Genomic DNA, 17,005 nt, shown 5'->3' on the forward strand with positions numbered 1-17,005 from the left:
CTTAACTTTTCACTTTACATTCTACTAAAAATTAGAGGAGATGTTGTAAATGGCAAAGGTATATTATAACGGAGATGTAAATGAGGCAGTATTACAAGGGAAAAAGGTAGCAGTAATTGGCTATGGTTCGCAAGGGCATGCACATGCTTTAAACTTAAAAGAAAGTGGAGTAGATGTAGTAGTAGGTTTACGTAAAGGTGGTTCTTGGGATAAAGCGGTAGCAGATGGACATAAAGTTTTACCGGTAAGTGAAGCAGCTAGTTTAGCAGATTTAATTATGGTTCTTTTACCAGATGAGTATCAACCTAAAATTTATAAAGAGGAAATCGAGGCAAATCTAACAGCCGGCAAAGCATTGGTATTTGCCCACGGATTTAATGTTCACTTTAGTCAAATCGTTCCACCTGCAAATGTTGATGTATTTTTAGTCGCACCAAAGGGACCTGGTCATTTAGTTCGCAGAACATATACCGAAGGGGCAGGAGTTCCAGGTTTAATCGCTGTTTATCAAGACGCCACTGGAGAAGCGAAAGATTTAGCTTTAGCATATGCGAAACAAATTGGTGCAGCGCGTGCAGGCGTTTTAGAAACTACATTTCAAGAAGAAACAGAAACAGATCTTTTCGGAGAGCAAGCAGTTCTTTGTGGTGGAACATCAGCATTAGTAAAAGCAGGTTTTGAAACATTAGTTGAAGCTGGATACCAACCTGAAGTTGCATATTTTGAGTGTTTACACGAGTTGAAATTAATTGTTGACCTAATGTATGAAAGTGGCCTAGAAGGAATGCGTTACTCGATTTCCGACACAGCACAGTGGGGCGATTTCGTATCAGGACCACGAATCGTAACGGATCAGACGAAACAAGCAATGAAGGATATCTTAAGCGATATTCAAACAGGGAAGTTTGCAAAGGGTTGGATCTTAGAGAACCAAGCGAATCGTCCTGAATTCAATGCAATTAATGCGAGAGAAAAGCAACACCCGATTGAAGTAGTGGGGAGAGAGCTTCGCGAGATGATGCCGTTTGTAAAGGCGAAATCAAAAGGTGTGGTGACAAGTGCGAAAAATTAATGTCTTTGATACGACATTAAGAGATGGTGAACAGTCGGCTGGTGTGAATTTGAATTTCGAAGAAAAACTAGAGATTGCCAAACAATTAGAGCGATTAAACGTAGACATTATTGAAGCGGGGTTTCCCGCTTCATCTCCTGGTGATTTTCGCTCAGTAAAGGCGATTGCAGAGACAATTAAAGGTTGTTCAGTAACAGGTTTATCTCGTTCAGTACAATCAGATATTGATACAACATGGGCAGCGTTAAAGGGTGGAGTAGAGCCAAGGCTCCATGTTTTTATCGCAACGTCACCAATTCATATGACTTATAAATTAAAGAAAACACCTGATGAAGTCATTGAAACTGCTGTTCAATCTGTCCGTTACGCCGCAAAGTTTTTTCCACATATCCAATGGTCTGCGGAAGATGCTTGCCGATCCGATTTGAAATTTTTAGTCAAGATTGTTGAGCAGGTGATTGATGCTGGAGCATCTGTCATTAACATTCCTGACACGGTCGGCTATATAACACCGCATGAGATCGGGCATATTTTTTCTTATTTAAAAGAAAATGTTCGAAACATTGATCGAGCTATTCTTTCAACGCACTGCCACGATGACTTAGGGATGGCAGTAGCCAATTCACTTTCAGCAATTGAACATGGGGCGGGGCAAGTAGAGTGTACGATAAATGGTATCGGTGAGCGTGCTGGCAACGCCTCATTAGAAGAAATTGCCGTTGCCCTAAGGATTCGTCATGATTATTACAACGCAGAAACACGTCTGAAATTAAACGAGATTAAGAGAACGAGTTCTCTTGTAAGCAAACTTACGGGTATGGTTGTCCCAAACAATAAAGCTGTTGTGGGTGCTAATGCCTTTGCTCATGAATCCGGAATCCATCAAGACGGTGTTCTTAAAGAAAAAACCACCTATGAAATTATTACTCCGGAGTTGGTAGGAGTTTCTTCAAACAGAATGGTATTAGGAAAACATTCTGGACGACATGCCTTTAAAGAAAAAATAAAGGAGCTTGGCCATACCGTCAATGATGAAGAGTTATCACGTCTATTTAATGCTTTTAAAGATTTAGCTGATAAAAAGAAAGATATAACAGAAGAAGATCTTTTTGCTATTCTTACTGAAGAACGCGTAGCTACCTCAGTTGCTTACTATAAAGTTCAACAATTGCAAGTTAACTATGGGACGAATAATATTCCAACTGCAACGATTACGATGACTACATTAGATGGCAAGGAATTGCAAGAAGCAGCCACAGGTTCTGGGAGTGTAGAAGCAATTTATAATACATTAGAACGAATGATTAATTCCCCAGTAAAGCTTTTAGATTATCGGATCCAATCAGTCAGCGGTGGTCGTGATGCTTTAGCAGAAGTTTACGTAAAAATTAGATATGAAGAGCTTGAGACAAGTGGTCGTGGAACTGCTCATGATGTTTTAGAAGCATCCGCAAAAGCGTATGTTAATGCCATTAACCGCGTGATGAATCGGAAGCAAAAGGATGAATTACCGGAAAAAATCCATCTGTCATAAAAAAGTTTTGAGGTGTCTACCCTGTAAATAGGATCTACAGGAAAGTTCACTTTCTTCGATTGGATGGTTGTTTGTCGAACATATTTACATCCGTGATGGTGAAAGTGAACTTTCATTGGTGCCAGGCACCTTTTTGTGAAAGTCAAACTATCTTGCCAGATTGTGTGTTGTAAGACACATGTATGTTTTCTTAGGAGGAACGGATATGAAGAAAAAGATTACAGTCATTCCTGGTGATGGAATAGGCCCTGAGGTTATTAAATCAGCTATAAAAGTTTTAGAAGCAGTTGCTAGCAAATTTAATCACGAGTTTACGTTTCAATACGCGAAACTTGGTGGTGTAGCCATTGATGAAGAAGGAACTCCACTTCCACAAAGTACTATTGATCTTTGCAAAAATAGTGATGGAGTTTTATTAGGTGCCGTAGGTGGACCTAAGTGGGATACACTTCCAGGGCATATGCGACCTGAAAAAGGTTTACTAGGGATCCGTAAAGCATTAAACCTTTATGCAAACTTACGTCCTGTCACAGCTCATAATAGTTTACTAGATGCCTCAACTTTGAAAAAAGAAGTCGTTGCAGGAGTAGATTTAATGATTGTTCGTGAGTTGACAGGAGGGCTATATTTCGGTCAACCTCAAGAACGCCGTCAGGAACCAGATGGTGAGGCGGTAGTTGACACACTTTATTACAAGAAATCAGAGATTGAGAGAATCATGAAGCAAGCTTTTGAACTTGCGCGTCTACGACGTAAAAAAGTTACTTCTGTCGATAAAGCTAATGTTCTTGAATCTAGCAGACTATGGCGTGAAGTAGCAGAGGCGGTAGGAAGCGAGTACCCAGATGTTCAGTTAGAGCACATGCTTGTTGACAATGCGGCAATGCAGCTAATAAGGAACCCAAAGCAATTTGATGTTGTCGTAACTGAAAATATGTTTGGTGACATTTTAAGTGATGAAGCATCAATGCTTACAGGATCGTTAGGAATGTTACCTTCTGCAAGTATCGGTGGCGAGGGTCCAGGTCTTTATGAGCCAATTCACGGTTCGGCACCTGATATTGCCGGAAAAAACCTTGCAAATCCACTTGCGACAATTTTATCAGTAGCAATGATGTTACGATATTCTTTCCAACTGAGTGAAGAAGCAGATACAATCGAAACCGCTGTTACAAAAGTTCTCGAGGCGGGTTATCGAACAGGTGATATTGCCTTAAACGGTGAGCAAGTTTTGAAAACTGAAGAAATGACAGAAAAAGTGATTGATAATATTCAATTAGCTGTAACTAATTAAATGCTGAATTGGAATGTAGGAACAAAGTAGCGTTGAATTAGCTAACGAGTCTACATTCTTAATCTTCATTAGAGATGGGAGAGGATCTGGATGACTAAAAAAACAATTATTGAAAAAATCTGGGAAAAGCATACGGTTATTGATGAGCCAGGAAAGCCAAACCTTCTATATATTGACCTTCACATGGTCCATGAAGTGACATCTCCACAAGCGTTTGAAGGCTTGCGACTAAAGGGAAGAAAAGTTCGCCGTCCTGATCTTTCTTTTGCAACGATGGATCATAACGTTCCTACCGTAGATCGTTACACAATAAAAGATGAAATTGCCAAAAAACAGATGGACACTCTATCACAAAACTGTTTGGAGTTCGGCATTAAGATTGCTGATTTAAATAGCCCAGATAATGGAATAGTCCATGTTATTGGTCCTGAACTTGGTTTGACTCAGCCGGGAAAAACAATTGTATGTGGTGATAGTCATACTTCAACTCATGGAGCGTTTGGAGCGTTAGCATTTGGGATTGGGACAAGTGAAGTTGAGCACGTATTAAGTACGCAAACCTTGTGGCAAACAAAGCCAAAGACATTACAAGTTCACGTAAAAGGTGACCTTCCTCTAGGTGTTACAGCTAAAGATGTTATTTTAGCGATTATCGCCAAATTCGGGGTAAATTTTGGAACTGGCTCAGTGATTGAATTTACGGGAGAAGCAATTCGTAATATGACAATGGAAGAACGGATGACGATCTGTAATATGAGTATTGAAGCAGGTGCAAAGGCAGGGTTAATTGCTCCAGATGAAACAACGTTCGAATACTTAAAAGGAAAACAGTTTGTTCCTGAAGGTGAAAAATTTGATGAAGCGGTTGCCCAGTGGAAAGAGCTTGTGACTGATGAAGGAGCACAATATGATCAATCAGTAGAAATTGACGCAGCCCAAATCGAACCACAAGTAACTTGGGGAACAAACCCATCACAAGGTGTGGGGATAAATGGCGTTGTCCCCAACCCAGAAGATGCTACAACTGCTGCTGATAAAAAGGCGATTGAACAAGGTCTAGAATATATGGGCCTTACTCCTGGGGTATCAATGACGGATGTAGAAATTCAGCATGTTTTCATCGGTTCATGCACAAATTCCAGAATGAGTGATTTAAGAGCCGCTGCTAAGGTTGCTAAAGGAAGAAAAGTAGCATCTGGTGTAAGAGCAATGGTTGTGCCTGGGTCACAAAAAATTAAATTACAAGCAGAAGCCGAGGGGTTAGATGCAATTTTCGTAGAAGCTGGATTTGAGTGGCGTGAGTCAGGTTGTAGCATGTGTTTAAGTATGAACCCTGATTTCGTTCCAGAAGCCGAACGTTGTGCTTCTACTTCAAACCGTAACTTTGAAGGGCGACAGGGGAAAGGTGCTCGTACTCACCTAGTGAGCCCTGCAATGGCAGCTGCGGCAGCAATTGCAGGTAAATTTGTAGACGTTCGTACTTTTGCCGAGGTAAAAGTTTAATCAGATTAATATATATAGAAGGAAGGAGCAACAACATGGCAGGTATTGTAGTTCATAAAGGAAATGTAGCAGGACTAAATCGAGTTAACGTAGATACTGATCAAATCATCCCAAAACAATTTTTAAAACGAATTGAACGTACTGGATTTGGCCAATTTTTATTTTTTGATTGGCGATTTCTAGCAGATGGCACGGATAACCCGAATTTTGAGTTAAACCAACCACATAATAGTGATGCAACGATATTGGTGGCAAATCATAATTTCGGTTGTGGCTCGTCGCGAGAACATGCCCCATGGGCTTTGCAAGATTACGGATTTCAGGTGATCATTGCACCAAGTTTTGCTGATATTTTTTATAATAATTGTGTGAAAAATGGTATTTTAGCTATTAAGCTTGAAGAAAGTGACGTAGAGCGTCTACTAGTAAAAGCAGATAAGGGTGTATACGAACTAACCGTTGATCTTAAACAACAAACAGTTACGGATCAAGAGGGGTTTCATGCCAGTTTCTCAATCGATCCTTATTGGAAAGAAATGTTAATTAACGGTTGGGACGAAGTTTCTTTAACGCTAAATTACGAAGAGCAAATTACCCAATATGAAAAAACTAGCGCAATTAAATAGTTATAAGGGCTGACCTTTTGTCAGCCCTTTCCTATTCTAACTAAAGTTAACTATTGTTAAATAACTCACGCTAGGTTTGCTTTACTAACGGGCGTATTATATAGAGTTAGTTTCGTTGTAATTCATTTTTTATAATGATACACTGAAAGGAAACCAAGCTTAAGAGTGGAGCGATTGTTTCATGAATGAGGAGCAAAAAAAACTAGAAAAAGTCGTTTTGTTTCCTGGTGTTGTGGCAAAACTTGTAGGGAAAGGGATGGAAGCTTTAAAAGAAAAACAGTTTTCAGAGGCGCTTTCCTACTTTGAACAAGCACTAGAGATTGAGCCAGATCACCCGCAAGGAAGGTTCGGTGTGGCATTAAGCCTCATTGAACAGAGTAGGCTAGAAGAAGCTAAAGATGTAACCGAACAAATGCTTAATGAAGATATCGGAAACTACTATGATATTCTTCAAGTACATATTTCTTTATTAGTTCAATTGGGCCATTATGACGAAGTTGTATCAATGTTAGAAGGAATTATGGAAGAGGAAAAGCTGCCAGCAAATTTGGCAGAGTCCTTTTATCACCTTTTACACTTTAGCCGCCAAATGGTCGAAGATGGAACACCAGTTGAAGTCGCTGAAGATATTCAAGTTCCTCCCGAAGATTTAATTCAAATGTTAAACGAAGCTTCACCAGAGAAGCAGTGGTTAGCTATCCAAATGCTCGGAAAAATGTCTAGTAACGTTTTCTTTGAGGCGGTAAAGGACTATTTGAAAATCGATAAGCGCGATCCAGTTTTAAAAAGCATGATTTTGCAAATGCTCAAGGAAAAACATATAGACGAAGAAGTTGAAATACATAAGTTTGGTAAAAATATAAACATAACTGTTTCAGAGATGGAAAATGTTTTTCACGAAAAGTTTGGCAAAGATACGCTAGCAATTGTGGCAGAGCAACTTGAAAGTGAAAACCCAAGTTTATTTGAAATGATCACTCAATTATGGTGGCATTATTTATATGCTCTATATCCAATCTCACCTGAACCACTAAGTAGCAAGCTATGGGCAGCAGCTCTTCATAAAGTAGGTGGAGAAATGACTGGCCATGATGAGGATGAACTGCAATTAGCAAGGCAATACAATGTAAATCTAGAAGAAATGCTTCTTTGTTCAACTAAGATTATGAAATTAGAAAAGGAAGCTTTTAAAGGCTAATTCAATGAATTTCATAATTAACTATTTCCGCTACTAGGTTCTAAATGTAGTTGCGCTAATACCATTCGCAACTACATTTAACTACATTTAGTTTGAAATAGCTCGATTAAGGTAATTATGAAATTCACTCAATTATCGTTTTTATTTTCAATTTAGATAAAGAGTGACAAAGAATTTGCTAGATATGGAAGTAATTTCTTTCAGTTGAAAAGATAAAGTGGTGTGGTATAATAGAATGGTTGTAAAAGTCGAAATAACATATATATGTGCTTTATGGAATTTTAACCACTGTTAAAGAAAATAAAGTATAGGGAAATTAAGCTTCTGTTTAACAGGTTGGCAGAGTTTCCTAGGATAAAACAACAAATACTTAATTAATAAAATGTTGGAGGGAAAGAATAAATGACTGCAAAATGGGAAAGATTAGAAGGAAACCAAGGCGTACTTACAATTGAAGTAGAAGCTGCACAAGTTGATGAAGCTTTAAGTCAAGCGTTCAAAAAAGTAGTAGGAAAAGTAAATGTACCAGGATTCCGTAAAGGGAAAATTCCTCGTGCGATGTTCGAACAACGTTTTGGTGTAGAATCTTTATATCAAGATGCATTAGACATCTTACTACCGACTGCATATGCAGCTGCAATTGCAGAAACGAAGATTGAACCAGTTGACCGTCCGGATATCGACGTTGAACAAATGGGTAAAGGGCAAAACTTAATTGTAAAAGCAACCGTAACTGTTAAGCCAGAAGTACAACTTGGCGAATATAAAGGTTTAGAAGTTGAAGAAATGGAAACAACTGTTACAGATGAGGATGTTGAGTTAGAACTTAAACAACTTCAAGAAAAGCATGCTGAACTGACTGTAGTTGAAAACGGAACTGTAGAATCAGGGGATACAGCAGTCATCGATTTTGAAGGATTTGTTGATGGTGTTGCTTTTGAAGGTGGTAAAGGTGAAAACTATTCATTAGAAATTGGATCAAACTCTTTCATTCCAGGTTTTGAAGAGCAATTAGTAGGTGTTAAATCTGGCGAAGCTAAAGACGTAGAAGTTAGTTTTCCAGAAGAATACCATGCTCCTGATCTTGCAGGAAAACCAGCAGTATTTAAAGTAACAGTTCATGACATTAAGCGTAAGCAACTTCCAGAGTTAGATGATGAGTTTGCAAAAGATGTAAACGAAGAAGTTGAAACTCTTGATGCTTTAAAAGCTGATATTAAAGAAAAAATGATCCAAGACAAAACAACTCAAGCGGATCACAACAAACGTGATACTTTAGTTGAAAAAGCTGCAGAAAATGCAACGATTGACATTCCACAATCAATGATTGATACAGAAGTTGATCGTATGTTTGAAGAATTTGGTCAACGCTTGCAAGCACAAGGCTTAAACTTAGAAATGTACTATCAATTCTCTGGCCAAGATGAGAATGCAATGCGCGAACAGTTCAAAGGTGATGCCGAGAAGAGAGTTCGTATTAATTTAACTCTTGAAGCTATTGCAGAAGTTGAAAATCTTGAAGTTTCTGATGAAGAAGTTGATGCAGAACTTGAAAAGATGGCAGAACTTTACAAACGTTCTGTAGATGAGTTAAAACAAATTTTAGCAATGCAAGGCGGCATTGACGCTTTAAAAGGTGATTTAAAAGTACGTAAAGCAGTAGATTTACTTGTAGAAAATAGTAAAGTAGTTGCATAACTAGAGACCTAAAGGTGTCTGTAGAACAGTCACTCTTAGTTAGACAGCTTTCTAGTTCAAAAAAACATACTTTCTTAATCCTAAAATAGAGCAAGGCGCGATCTTATCGTGCCTTGTTTTATACTAAAAGCATTGTAAATTTTTACAAAAATAAACTTTAGGTTTTAAAGTGGTCTATGGGAAAATCTTCTGTTTAAAAAAGAAGGAAAAGGGAGGTAAAAGTTGAACTAAATACATATACTCTTTATAAACTTCAATTAAGTAATGAAGGATTGTTACTCATAAAAGTTTGTCCAAAGAATACATAATATTAAAAGTACAAGTGCTTCTATTAACGCTTTTTGCGTTAGATATGATAAAATGCAATACATATGAAGGAAGAATAACGGCCAATTTTAGTAAACATATTTTTATACTTTAAGTAACTTAAGGTTATTAAAGTATAGGAAAAACTAGCTTAATCAAAACTAAGTTTTTCTAATCATGTGAAGATATAGAACTAACTTTGAGGGGTGAAATAATTATGTTTAAATTTAATGATGAAAAGGGTCAGCTTAAATGTTCTTTTTGCGGAAAGACACAAGACCAAGTAAGAAAGCTTGTTGCCGGTCCAGGCGTATATATATGTGATGAGTGTATTGAATTATGTACAGAAATCGTTGAAGAGGAACTAGGAACAGAAGAAGAGGTTGATTTTCAAGATATTCCGAAACCGAAGGAAATTAGAGAGATTTTAGACGATTATGTCATTGGCCAAGAGCAAGCAAAGAAAACGTTATCTGTTGCTGTTTACAACCATTACAAACGTATCAACTCAGGCCAAAAGGGCGATGAGGTAGAATTATCAAAAAGTAATATATGTATGATTGGTCCTACAGGAAGTGGTAAAACACTTCTAGCGCAAACTATGGCCCGTATTTTAAATGTTCCATTTGCGATTGCTGATGCTACAAGTCTAACTGAAGCAGGTTATGTAGGTGAAGATGTAGAGAATATCCTTTTGAAATTAATTCAAGCTGCTGATTATGATGTAGAAAAAGCAGAAAAAGGGATTATCTATATCGATGAAATTGATAAAGTTGCCCGAAAATCGGAAAATCCTTCAATCACTCGAGATGTTTCTGGTGAGGGTGTTCAACAAGCATTACTTAAAATTCTTGAAGGAACAACGGCTAGCGTACCACCACAAGGTGGAAGAAAGCATCCACATCAAGAATTCATTCAAATTGATACGACAAATATTCTCTTTATTTGTGGCGGTGCCTTTGATGGTATCGAATCCATTATTAAACGCCGTCTAGGTAAAAAAGTAATTGGCTTCGGTTCTGAAGGAAAACAAGAAGACTTAAAACCAGGAGAATATTTAGCGAAAGTATTACCTGAAGATTTATTACGTTTTGGGTTAATTCCTGAATTTATTGGGCGCTTACCGGTTATTTCTAGTTTAGAGCCTTTAGATGAAGGGGCATTAATAGAAATCTTAACAAAGCCAAAGAATGCATTGGTTAAACAATACCAGAAATTATTAGAACTTGATGATGTAGAATTAACATTTACAGAAGATGCTTTAGTAGAAGTGTCTAAACAAGCAATTGAACGAAAAACAGGGGCACGTGGCTTACGTTCCATTATAGAAGGTATTATGTTAGACGTTATGTTTGACTTACCATCCCGTGACGATATTGCTAAATGTAAAATAACTGCTGAAGTTGTTTCAGAAAAAGCTTTACCAATTTTAGAAACAAAAGACGGGGAAGTTGTTCAACAACCAGTTCCGAAAGAAAGTGCATAGCACAACGAGTTAGCGATCGCCTTCGGTCGCTAACTTTTTTAGTTTAGGCACACTAGCTTTTCGTTGTCTAGCAAAAGTGCCTAGTCCCTCGAGTCAAATAACCTGTCAGGAAAAAAGTGAAATGCACTTTTTTCTGCCAGAACATTTGCTGGTCGGGACTACCCAAGGCACTTTTGCTTTTCATTGTCTAGTAAAAGTGCCTAGTCCCTCGAGTCAAATAACTTGTCAGAAAAAAAGTAAACTGCATTACTAACAATTATTCCCTTCTCAATTTCCGACGATTACTCCATTCATTACCGGAGATACTAAAAGTCATAGATCTTGAAAATATGTAGGAGGGACTTCATGAATTGGACAGGAATTGCTTTATTAATCCAACTATTTTTTGGGATAATTATTGGTCTTTATTTTTGGAACTTGTTAAAGAGCCAACGAACACAAAGAGTTTCCGTTGATAAAGAATCAAGAAAAGAGTTAGAGCAATTAAGGAGAATGAGAGCAATAAAGTTAAGTGAGCCGCTTTCTGAAAAAGTTCGCCCAAGAAGTTTTGAAGAAATTGTCGGTCAGGAAGATGGTATTCGTTCATTACAGGCAGCATTATGTGGCCCAAATCCACAACATATTATCGTTTACGGACCACCCGGGGTTGGGAAAACAGCAGCCGCAAGGTTAGTGTTAGAGGAAGCTAAGAAAAATGCTTCTTCCCCATTTCGAGCATCTAGTGTGTTTATAGAATTAGATGGAACAACAGCTCGATTTGATGAGAGAGGGATTGCCGATCCGCTAATAGGATCTGTTCATGATCCAATTTATCAAGGCGCAGGCGCAATGGGGCAAGCAGGAATTCCTCAACCAAAGCCAGGAGCTGTTACAAAAGCGCATGGAGGTGTGCTGTTCATTGATGAAATTGGAGAACTCCACCCAATTCAATTTAATAAGTTATTAAAAGTTCTTGAGGATCGAAAAGTATTTTTGGAAAGTGCCTATTATAGTGAGGAAAATACCCAAATACCTCAGCATATACATGATATTTTTAAGAACGGCTTACCAGCTGATTTTCGTTTAATTGGTGCAACAACTAGGACTCCAGCAGAAATTCCTCCAGCGATTCGTTCTCGTTGCTTGGAAGTTTACTTCAGAGCTTTAAAGCCATCAGAGATTATCAAAGTCGCTAAGAAAGCTGTCGAGAAAATTGAATTTGACATGGAAGATGGCGTACTTGAGCTTATTTCAAAATATGCTACAAATGGGCGAGAAGCAGTGAATATCGTCCAAATATCTTCTGGAATTGCTACTTCTGAAAATCGCGACTTAATCAAAGTATCAGATGTCGAATGGGTTATTCACTCTAGCCAACGGTCGCCACGACCAGAAAAGAACATCCATGAAAAGCCAGAAGTTGGACTAGTAAACGGTCTTGCTGTTTATGGACCGAATTTAGGAGCGATTATTGAAATTGAAGTTACTGCTAATGAAAATAAAGGGAAAGGTAAAATTAATATAACGGGTATTGCTGAGGAAGAGAGTACTGGCAATCAAAGTCGTTCAATAAGAAGAAAAAGTATGGCAAAAGGCTCTGTTGAAAATGTAGTCACTGTATTAAAACAAATGGGTGTACCAACTGACGATTTTGATATTCATGTGAATTTCCCAGGTGGAACACCGATCGACGGTCCCTCTGCAGGTATTTCTATGGCAACTGCAATCTATTCAGCGATTAATCGTGTAAAAGTAGATAATTCCTTAGCTATGACTGGTGAGTTAAGTATTCATGGAACTGTTAAACCAATCGGTGGTGTAGTAGCCAAAGTAGAAGCAGCAAAACAAGCAGGAGCTAAACGTGTAATTGTACCAGTAGAGAATTATCAGTCAATCTTCAGCGATCAAACAGAAATTGAAGTAATTGCTGTTAGAACGCTACAGGAAGTGTTTGATCAGTCCTTTGTTTACGAGGAAGCACTCGTAGAAGAGGAAGTCATTCCGGCAAGTACTCCAATTGTTATGAATGAACCAACGCCAATTTAGCAATGTGAGAAGGGGCTAATAGTCCCTTCTCATTAAATCTACACAAGACTGTTTCACTAATGTTGGATTAAAATAGTAATATTAGACAAAGATGTTACTATAGGATAAAATTGTACAAGATTACGTTTTACTATTTTTATTCTCTAAATGTGAAAATCGCAACGAAGAAAGACATATTAAGAAATTTTTAATTTATTATACGTAGGAAACTAATCGTAATTAGTTTAAATGATAACATCAACTTAATAAAAGTAAGGATGTTATATGGAGGTGTATACATATGGTTAAAGAAACAATTGTTATTCCGCTCTTACCATTACGAGGAATTTTAGTTTACCCGACAATGGTACTACATCTAGACGTTGGTCGAAATAAATCTGTCCAAGCACTAGAACGTGTTATGGTCAATGATCATAATATTTTGCTTGCAACGCAACGAGAAATTGCAATAGACGAGCCGTCTGAAAATGAGATCTATACGATTGGAACACTTGCAAAAGTAAAACAAATGCTTAAGCTCCCAAATGGTACAATTCGTGTCCTAGTTGAAGGTCTACAAAGAGCAAGAGTGGAACGTTTCCTAGATAATGAAGAGTTTTTTGAAGTAGAAATGACACTGATTGAAGACGAAACTAGCAGTGATGCTGAAGAGCAAGCGCTAATGAGGAATGTCTTACTTCAATTTGATCAATATATTAAGCTTTCAAAGAAAATATCAGCTGAAACTTTAGCTTCGGTAGCTGATATTATTGAACCGGGCAGACTAGCCGATGTAGTTGCATCTCATTTACCGTTAAAGATTGTTCAAAAACAAGAGATATTAGAAACAATCTCTGTTAAAGAACGATTAGCTGGATTAATTGAAATTTTAAATAATGAAAAAGAAGTATTAGGGCTAGAAAAGAAAATTGGTCAACGTGTGAAAAAATCAATGGAACGCACGCAAAAAGAATATTACTTGCGCGAGCAAATGAAAGCCATTCAAAAAGAGCTTGGCGATAAAGAAGGCAAAGAAAGTGAGCTTGAAATCTTTAAAGAACGAATTGAACAAGCAAATATGCCAGAAGCCATTGAGGAAAAGGCATATAAAGAACTCGATCGCTATGAAAAAATGCCAGCTACTTCAGCTGAAAGCTCTGTTATTCGAAATTATTTAGAATGGTTAATAAACTTACCATGGTATAAAGAAACTACGGATGTTTTAGATATTAATAGAACAGAAACGATCCTAAATGAAGATCATTATGGTCTTGAAAAAGTTAAGGAGCGTGTTCTCGAATATCTTGCGGTTCAACAGTTAACAAATCAATTAAAAGGACCGATTCTTTGTTTAGCAGGTCCTCCTGGTGTCGGGAAAACATCATTAGCAAGATCAATTGCTCGTTCGCTAGATCGTAATTTTGTTCGGATTTCATTAGGTGGTGTTCGCGATGAAGCGGAAATTCGTGGTCACCGTCGTACTTATGTTGGCGCAATGCCAGGACGAGTAATTCAAGGAATGAAAAAAGCTGGAACGATTAACCCTGTGTTCCTTTTAGACGAAATAGATAAAATGGCCAACGATTTCCGTGGTGACCCTTCATCTGCTTTATTAGAAGTTTTAGATCCTGAGCAAAATAACACATTTAGTGATCATTTTATCGAAGAAGCATATGACTTATCTAAGGTAATGTTTATTACGACTGCAAACAATGTGGGGACAATTCCAGGACCATTACTTGACCGAATGGAGATCATTCACATTCCAGGCTACACTGAGGTAGAAAAGCTCCATATAGCTAAAGATTATCTATTACCAAAGCAATTGAAGGACCATGGGCTCGATAAAGGGAAACTTCAGGTAAAAGACGATGCGATCTTAAAAGTCATCCGTTATTATACAAGAGAAGCTGGCGTGCGTAACTTAGAGCGGCAAATGGCAACGCTTTGTCGTAAAGCAGCGAAGATCATTGTGTCAAATGAGAAAAAGCGTGTCGTTGTGACAATGAATACGATTGAACAAATGTTAGGGAAGCCCAAATTCCGTTATGGAATTGCTGAGGAAGAAGATCAAGTTGGAGCAGCAACAGGACTGGCTTATACCTCAGCTGGTGGTGACACCTTATCAATTGAGGTATCTCTAGCACCAGGTAAAGGTAAATTAACACTAACAGGGAAACTTGGAGATGTAATGAAGGAGTCTGCTCAAGCTGCATTTTCTTATATTCGTTCCCGATCTGCTGAATTAAATATTGATCCAACGTTCAACGAAACAAACGATATTCATATTCATGTTCCTGAAGGGGCAACTCCAAAAGATGGTCCATCTGCGGGAATTACAATGGCAACTGCGCTTATATCAGCGTTAACAGGTCGTGCTGTTCGTAAAGAAGTAGGGATGACAGGGGAAATTACCCTACGAGGACGAGTATTACCGATAGGTGGCTTAAAAGAAAAATCAATGAGTGCTCATCGAGCTGGATTAAAAATCATTATCCTTCCAAAAGACAATGAAAAGGATATTGATGATATTCCGGAAAGTGTTCGTAAAGATTTAACGTTTATCCCTGTTTCACATTTAGATGAAGTATTGAAACATGCTTTAGTAGGAGAGAAGAAATGAAAGTAACGCAATCAGATATAGTAATAAGTGCGGTTAAACCAGAGCAATATCCAAATACAAGGTATCCTGAGGTAGCCCTTGCTGGACGATCTAATGTAGGGAAGTCATCGTTTATCAACAAGATGATTAATCGTAAAAATTTAGCAAGAACTTCATCACGACCAGGAAAAACACAAACCCTAAATTTTTATGTTATTAATGAAATGATGTATTTCGTGGATGTTCCAGGATACGGATTTGCTAAAGTTCCGAAGAGTGAACGAGACGCTTGGGGTAGAATGATTGAAACATACGTGACAACTCGTGATACATTAAAAGCTGTCATTTTACTTATTGATATTCGACATGAACCATCAAAAGATGATATCGCTATGTATGAATGGTTAAAACACATGGGTAAGTCAGTGATCATCATTGCAACTAAGGCAGATAAAATCCCTAAAGGCAAATGGCAAAAACATGAAAAAGTGATTAAAGAAAAATTAAACAAAGATCCTAATGATCCTATCGTTATCTTTTCATCTGAAACAGCTATGGGAAAAGAAAAGGCATGGAGTACAATTGAGTCGTATTTGTTTAGAAAAGAAGAAATCAAAGAAGAACCTAAAGATGAAGATCTTTAGGTTCTTCTTTTTAGATTTAATTTTCGTAAAGTAAAATATTTAATACTTCAGTGCTTTCTTCATCTGCTTCAAAAGCAATTGTATAATTTTCTAGTTTATATAGATAGGATACTGTATTCGCTAATTCGGAATACTGGATGTCAGTAGGTTGCCCGATTTGAGTAGGAATGTCATCTAAAATCGTATTAATTCTAAACCCAGGCATTGAAATAGCGACTACATTATGATTCTGATCGATAATAAAAGCTATATCGTTGTAAGAATATAAAGTTCCACCATTATACCAATCTGTCACCACCGGTGGACCTTTTGTTTCTACTAGCTGTTCTTTACTCATTCCGATGGTAATTGGTGAAGTTGGCAATTGTCCAAGTTTTCCTGAATTAAGAAAACCGGCAGTTAACCTGAGATCGTTATAGCTTAAATAAAACGAGTCGATTTCATTCCACAATTGAAAGTAAAAAATTCCAGTTTCTAAACCATCCGTCTTATTATGCTCGTTAAAGGCAGTATGATCAATGATTTGAATTGAATCACTGTTTTTTGCCCAAGTGTAAAAGTCGATACTGTGCATAAGGTTGTTATCAAGTACTTCTACTATCCCTTGAAATACACCTGCTTTGATTTCTTTTACTGTTTTTATGCGTTCTAGTTTGGAGATGAGTTCCTCACTGGGAATGTCAGTACTTAATGCAGTAGTTCCAAGCAGATAAATATCTGCAATGGATGTTACCTCTGCCTCCAATATATCAACTACTTCATCTCTGTCTGCTAGACTACAACCGAATAAAAACAAAACAAAAAAAACAGTAGCTATCCGTTTCATAATTGGCTCCTTTTCATTCTTTTATGTATTAGCAAAGTTCGTTATAGTAGATCGAAAACCCTATCAGTATGAGGAAAAACTTTCCGACTAATTATAGTATATAATTACATATTCATTAAAAAAGGAACTAGAATATTAGAGGATCTTAGCTATATGTTGCGAAGGAAGCAGGAAAAGAGCGTAGATTGTTGAAAGAAATGTAAAAAGCCGAA

12 protein-coding genes are annotated in these 17,005 nt (G+C 37.5%); 11 read left to right on the plus strand and 1 reads right to left on the minus strand.

Annotated elements, in window-relative coordinates:
* The first annotated feature begins 49 nt into the window (after positions 1 to 49).
* The 11 genes from ilvC (at position 50) to yihA (ending at position 15,967) form a co-directional block, all read left to right on the plus strand.
* A complete protein-coding gene (gene ilvC / locus ACK4M9_RS12580; RefSeq protein WP_409850981.1) occupies positions 50 to 1,072 on the plus strand; it encodes a ketol-acid reductoisomerase in 1,023 nt (340 codons plus the stop codon).
* On the plus strand, positions 1,059 to 2,606 hold the full coding sequence (locus ACK4M9_RS12585) for a 2-isopropylmalate synthase (RefSeq protein ID WP_409850984.1): 1,548 nt from the start codon (positions 1,059 to 1,061) through the stop codon (positions 2,604 to 2,606). Before ilvC ends, ACK4M9_RS12585 begins: the two co-directional genes overlap by 14 nt.
* A gap of 205 nt (positions 2,607 to 2,811) precedes the next feature.
* Positions 2,812 to 3,900 (plus strand): 3-isopropylmalate dehydrogenase, encoded by a 1,089-nt coding sequence (leuB, locus tag ACK4M9_RS12590; protein WP_409850987.1) that lies wholly within the window; start codon positions 2,812 to 2,814, stop codon positions 3,898 to 3,900.
* Between the two features lie 90 nt (positions 3,901 to 3,990).
* Entirely contained in the window at positions 3,991 to 5,403 is a 1,413-nt protein-coding gene (leuC, locus tag ACK4M9_RS12595) for a 3-isopropylmalate dehydratase large subunit (protein WP_409850990.1), read from the plus strand.
* Positions 5,404 to 5,438: 35 nt separating this feature from the next.
* Positions 5,439 to 6,029, plus strand: coding sequence for a 3-isopropylmalate dehydratase small subunit (gene leuD, locus ACK4M9_RS12600; RefSeq protein ID WP_409850992.1), 591 nt, complete (start codon positions 5,439 to 5,441; stop codon positions 6,027 to 6,029).
* Positions 6,030 to 6,210: 181 nt separating this feature from the next.
* Entirely contained in the window at positions 6,211 to 7,227 is a 1,017-nt protein-coding gene (locus tag ACK4M9_RS12605; RefSeq protein WP_409850994.1) for a tetratricopeptide repeat protein, read from the plus strand.
* A 402-nt stretch (positions 7,228 to 7,629) separates the two neighbouring features.
* Positions 7,630 to 8,925, plus strand: a complete 1,296-nt coding sequence (gene tig / locus ACK4M9_RS12610; protein WP_409850997.1) for a trigger factor — start codon at positions 7,630 to 7,632, stop codon at positions 8,923 to 8,925.
* Between the two features lie 523 nt (positions 8,926 to 9,448).
* Positions 9,449 to 10,717 carry an ATP-dependent protease ATP-binding subunit ClpX gene (gene clpX, locus ACK4M9_RS12615; protein WP_409850999.1) on the plus strand — a complete coding sequence of 423 codons (1,269 nt, stop codon included), beginning with the start codon at positions 9,449 to 9,451 and terminating at the stop codon, positions 10,715 to 10,717.
* Between the two features lie 345 nt (positions 10,718 to 11,062).
* On the plus strand, positions 11,063 to 12,742 hold the full coding sequence (gene lonB / locus ACK4M9_RS12620; protein ID WP_409851002.1) for an ATP-dependent protease LonB: 1,680 nt from the start codon (positions 11,063 to 11,065) through the stop codon (positions 12,740 to 12,742).
* A 280-nt stretch (positions 12,743 to 13,022) separates the two neighbouring features.
* Positions 13,023 to 15,344, plus strand: coding sequence for an endopeptidase La (gene lon / locus ACK4M9_RS12625; protein ID WP_409851005.1), 2,322 nt, complete (start codon positions 13,023 to 13,025; stop codon positions 15,342 to 15,344).
* The gene (gene yihA, locus ACK4M9_RS12630) at positions 15,341 to 15,967 is read left to right on the plus strand and encodes a ribosome biogenesis GTP-binding protein YihA/YsxC (RefSeq protein WP_409851008.1); all 627 of its coding nucleotides are present in this window, start codon (positions 15,341 to 15,343) and stop codon (positions 15,965 to 15,967) included. The genes lon and yihA overlap by 4 nt, the downstream gene beginning before the upstream one ends.
* Before the next feature lie 16 nt (positions 15,968 to 15,983).
* Here the strand turns inward: yihA and ACK4M9_RS12635 are convergent, their stop codons facing one another.
* Complete coding sequence (locus tag ACK4M9_RS12635) at positions 15,984 to 16,793, minus strand: hypothetical protein (RefSeq protein WP_409851011.1); 810 nt, start codon at positions 16,791 to 16,793, stop codon at positions 15,984 to 15,986.
* Between the last annotated feature and the right edge of the window lie 212 nt (positions 16,794 to 17,005).

This window comes from Anaerobacillus sp. (assembly GCF_046314235.1).
GTDB lineage: Bacteria > Bacillota > Bacilli > Bacillales > Anaerobacillaceae > Anaerobacillus.

What these genes read in the sequence shown, in the direction of transcription:
- ilvC (WP_409850981.1), top strand. Translation starts at nt 50, where the DNA reads ATGGCAAAGGTATATTATAACGGAGATGTAAATGAGGCAGTATTACAA.
- leuB (WP_409850987.1), top strand. Translation starts at nt 2,812, where the DNA reads ATGAAGAAAAAGATTACAGTCATTCCTGGTGATGGAATAGGCCCTGAG.
- leuC (WP_409850990.1), top strand. Translation starts at nt 3,991, where the DNA reads ATGACTAAAAAAACAATTATTGAAAAAATCTGGGAAAAGCATACGGTT.
- leuD (WP_409850992.1), top strand. Translation starts at nt 5,439, where the DNA reads ATGGCAGGTATTGTAGTTCATAAAGGAAATGTAGCAGGACTAAATCGA.
- ACK4M9_RS12605 (WP_409850994.1), top strand. Translation starts at nt 6,211, where the DNA reads ATGAATGAGGAGCAAAAAAAACTAGAAAAAGTCGTTTTGTTTCCTGGT.
- tig (WP_409850997.1), top strand. Translation starts at nt 7,630, where the DNA reads ATGACTGCAAAATGGGAAAGATTAGAAGGAAACCAAGGCGTACTTACA.
- clpX (WP_409850999.1), top strand. Translation starts at nt 9,449, where the DNA reads ATGTTTAAATTTAATGATGAAAAGGGTCAGCTTAAATGTTCTTTTTGC.
- lonB (WP_409851002.1), top strand. Translation starts at nt 11,063, where the DNA reads ATGAATTGGACAGGAATTGCTTTATTAATCCAACTATTTTTTGGGATA.
- lon (WP_409851005.1), top strand. Translation starts at nt 13,023, where the DNA reads ATGGTTAAAGAAACAATTGTTATTCCGCTCTTACCATTACGAGGAATT.
- yihA (WP_409851008.1), top strand. Translation starts at nt 15,341, where the DNA reads ATGAAAGTAACGCAATCAGATATAGTAATAAGTGCGGTTAAACCAGAG.
- ACK4M9_RS12635 (WP_409851011.1), bottom strand. Translation starts at nt 16,793, where the DNA reads ATGAAACGGATAGCTACTGTTTTTTTTGTTTTGTTTTTATTCGGTTGT.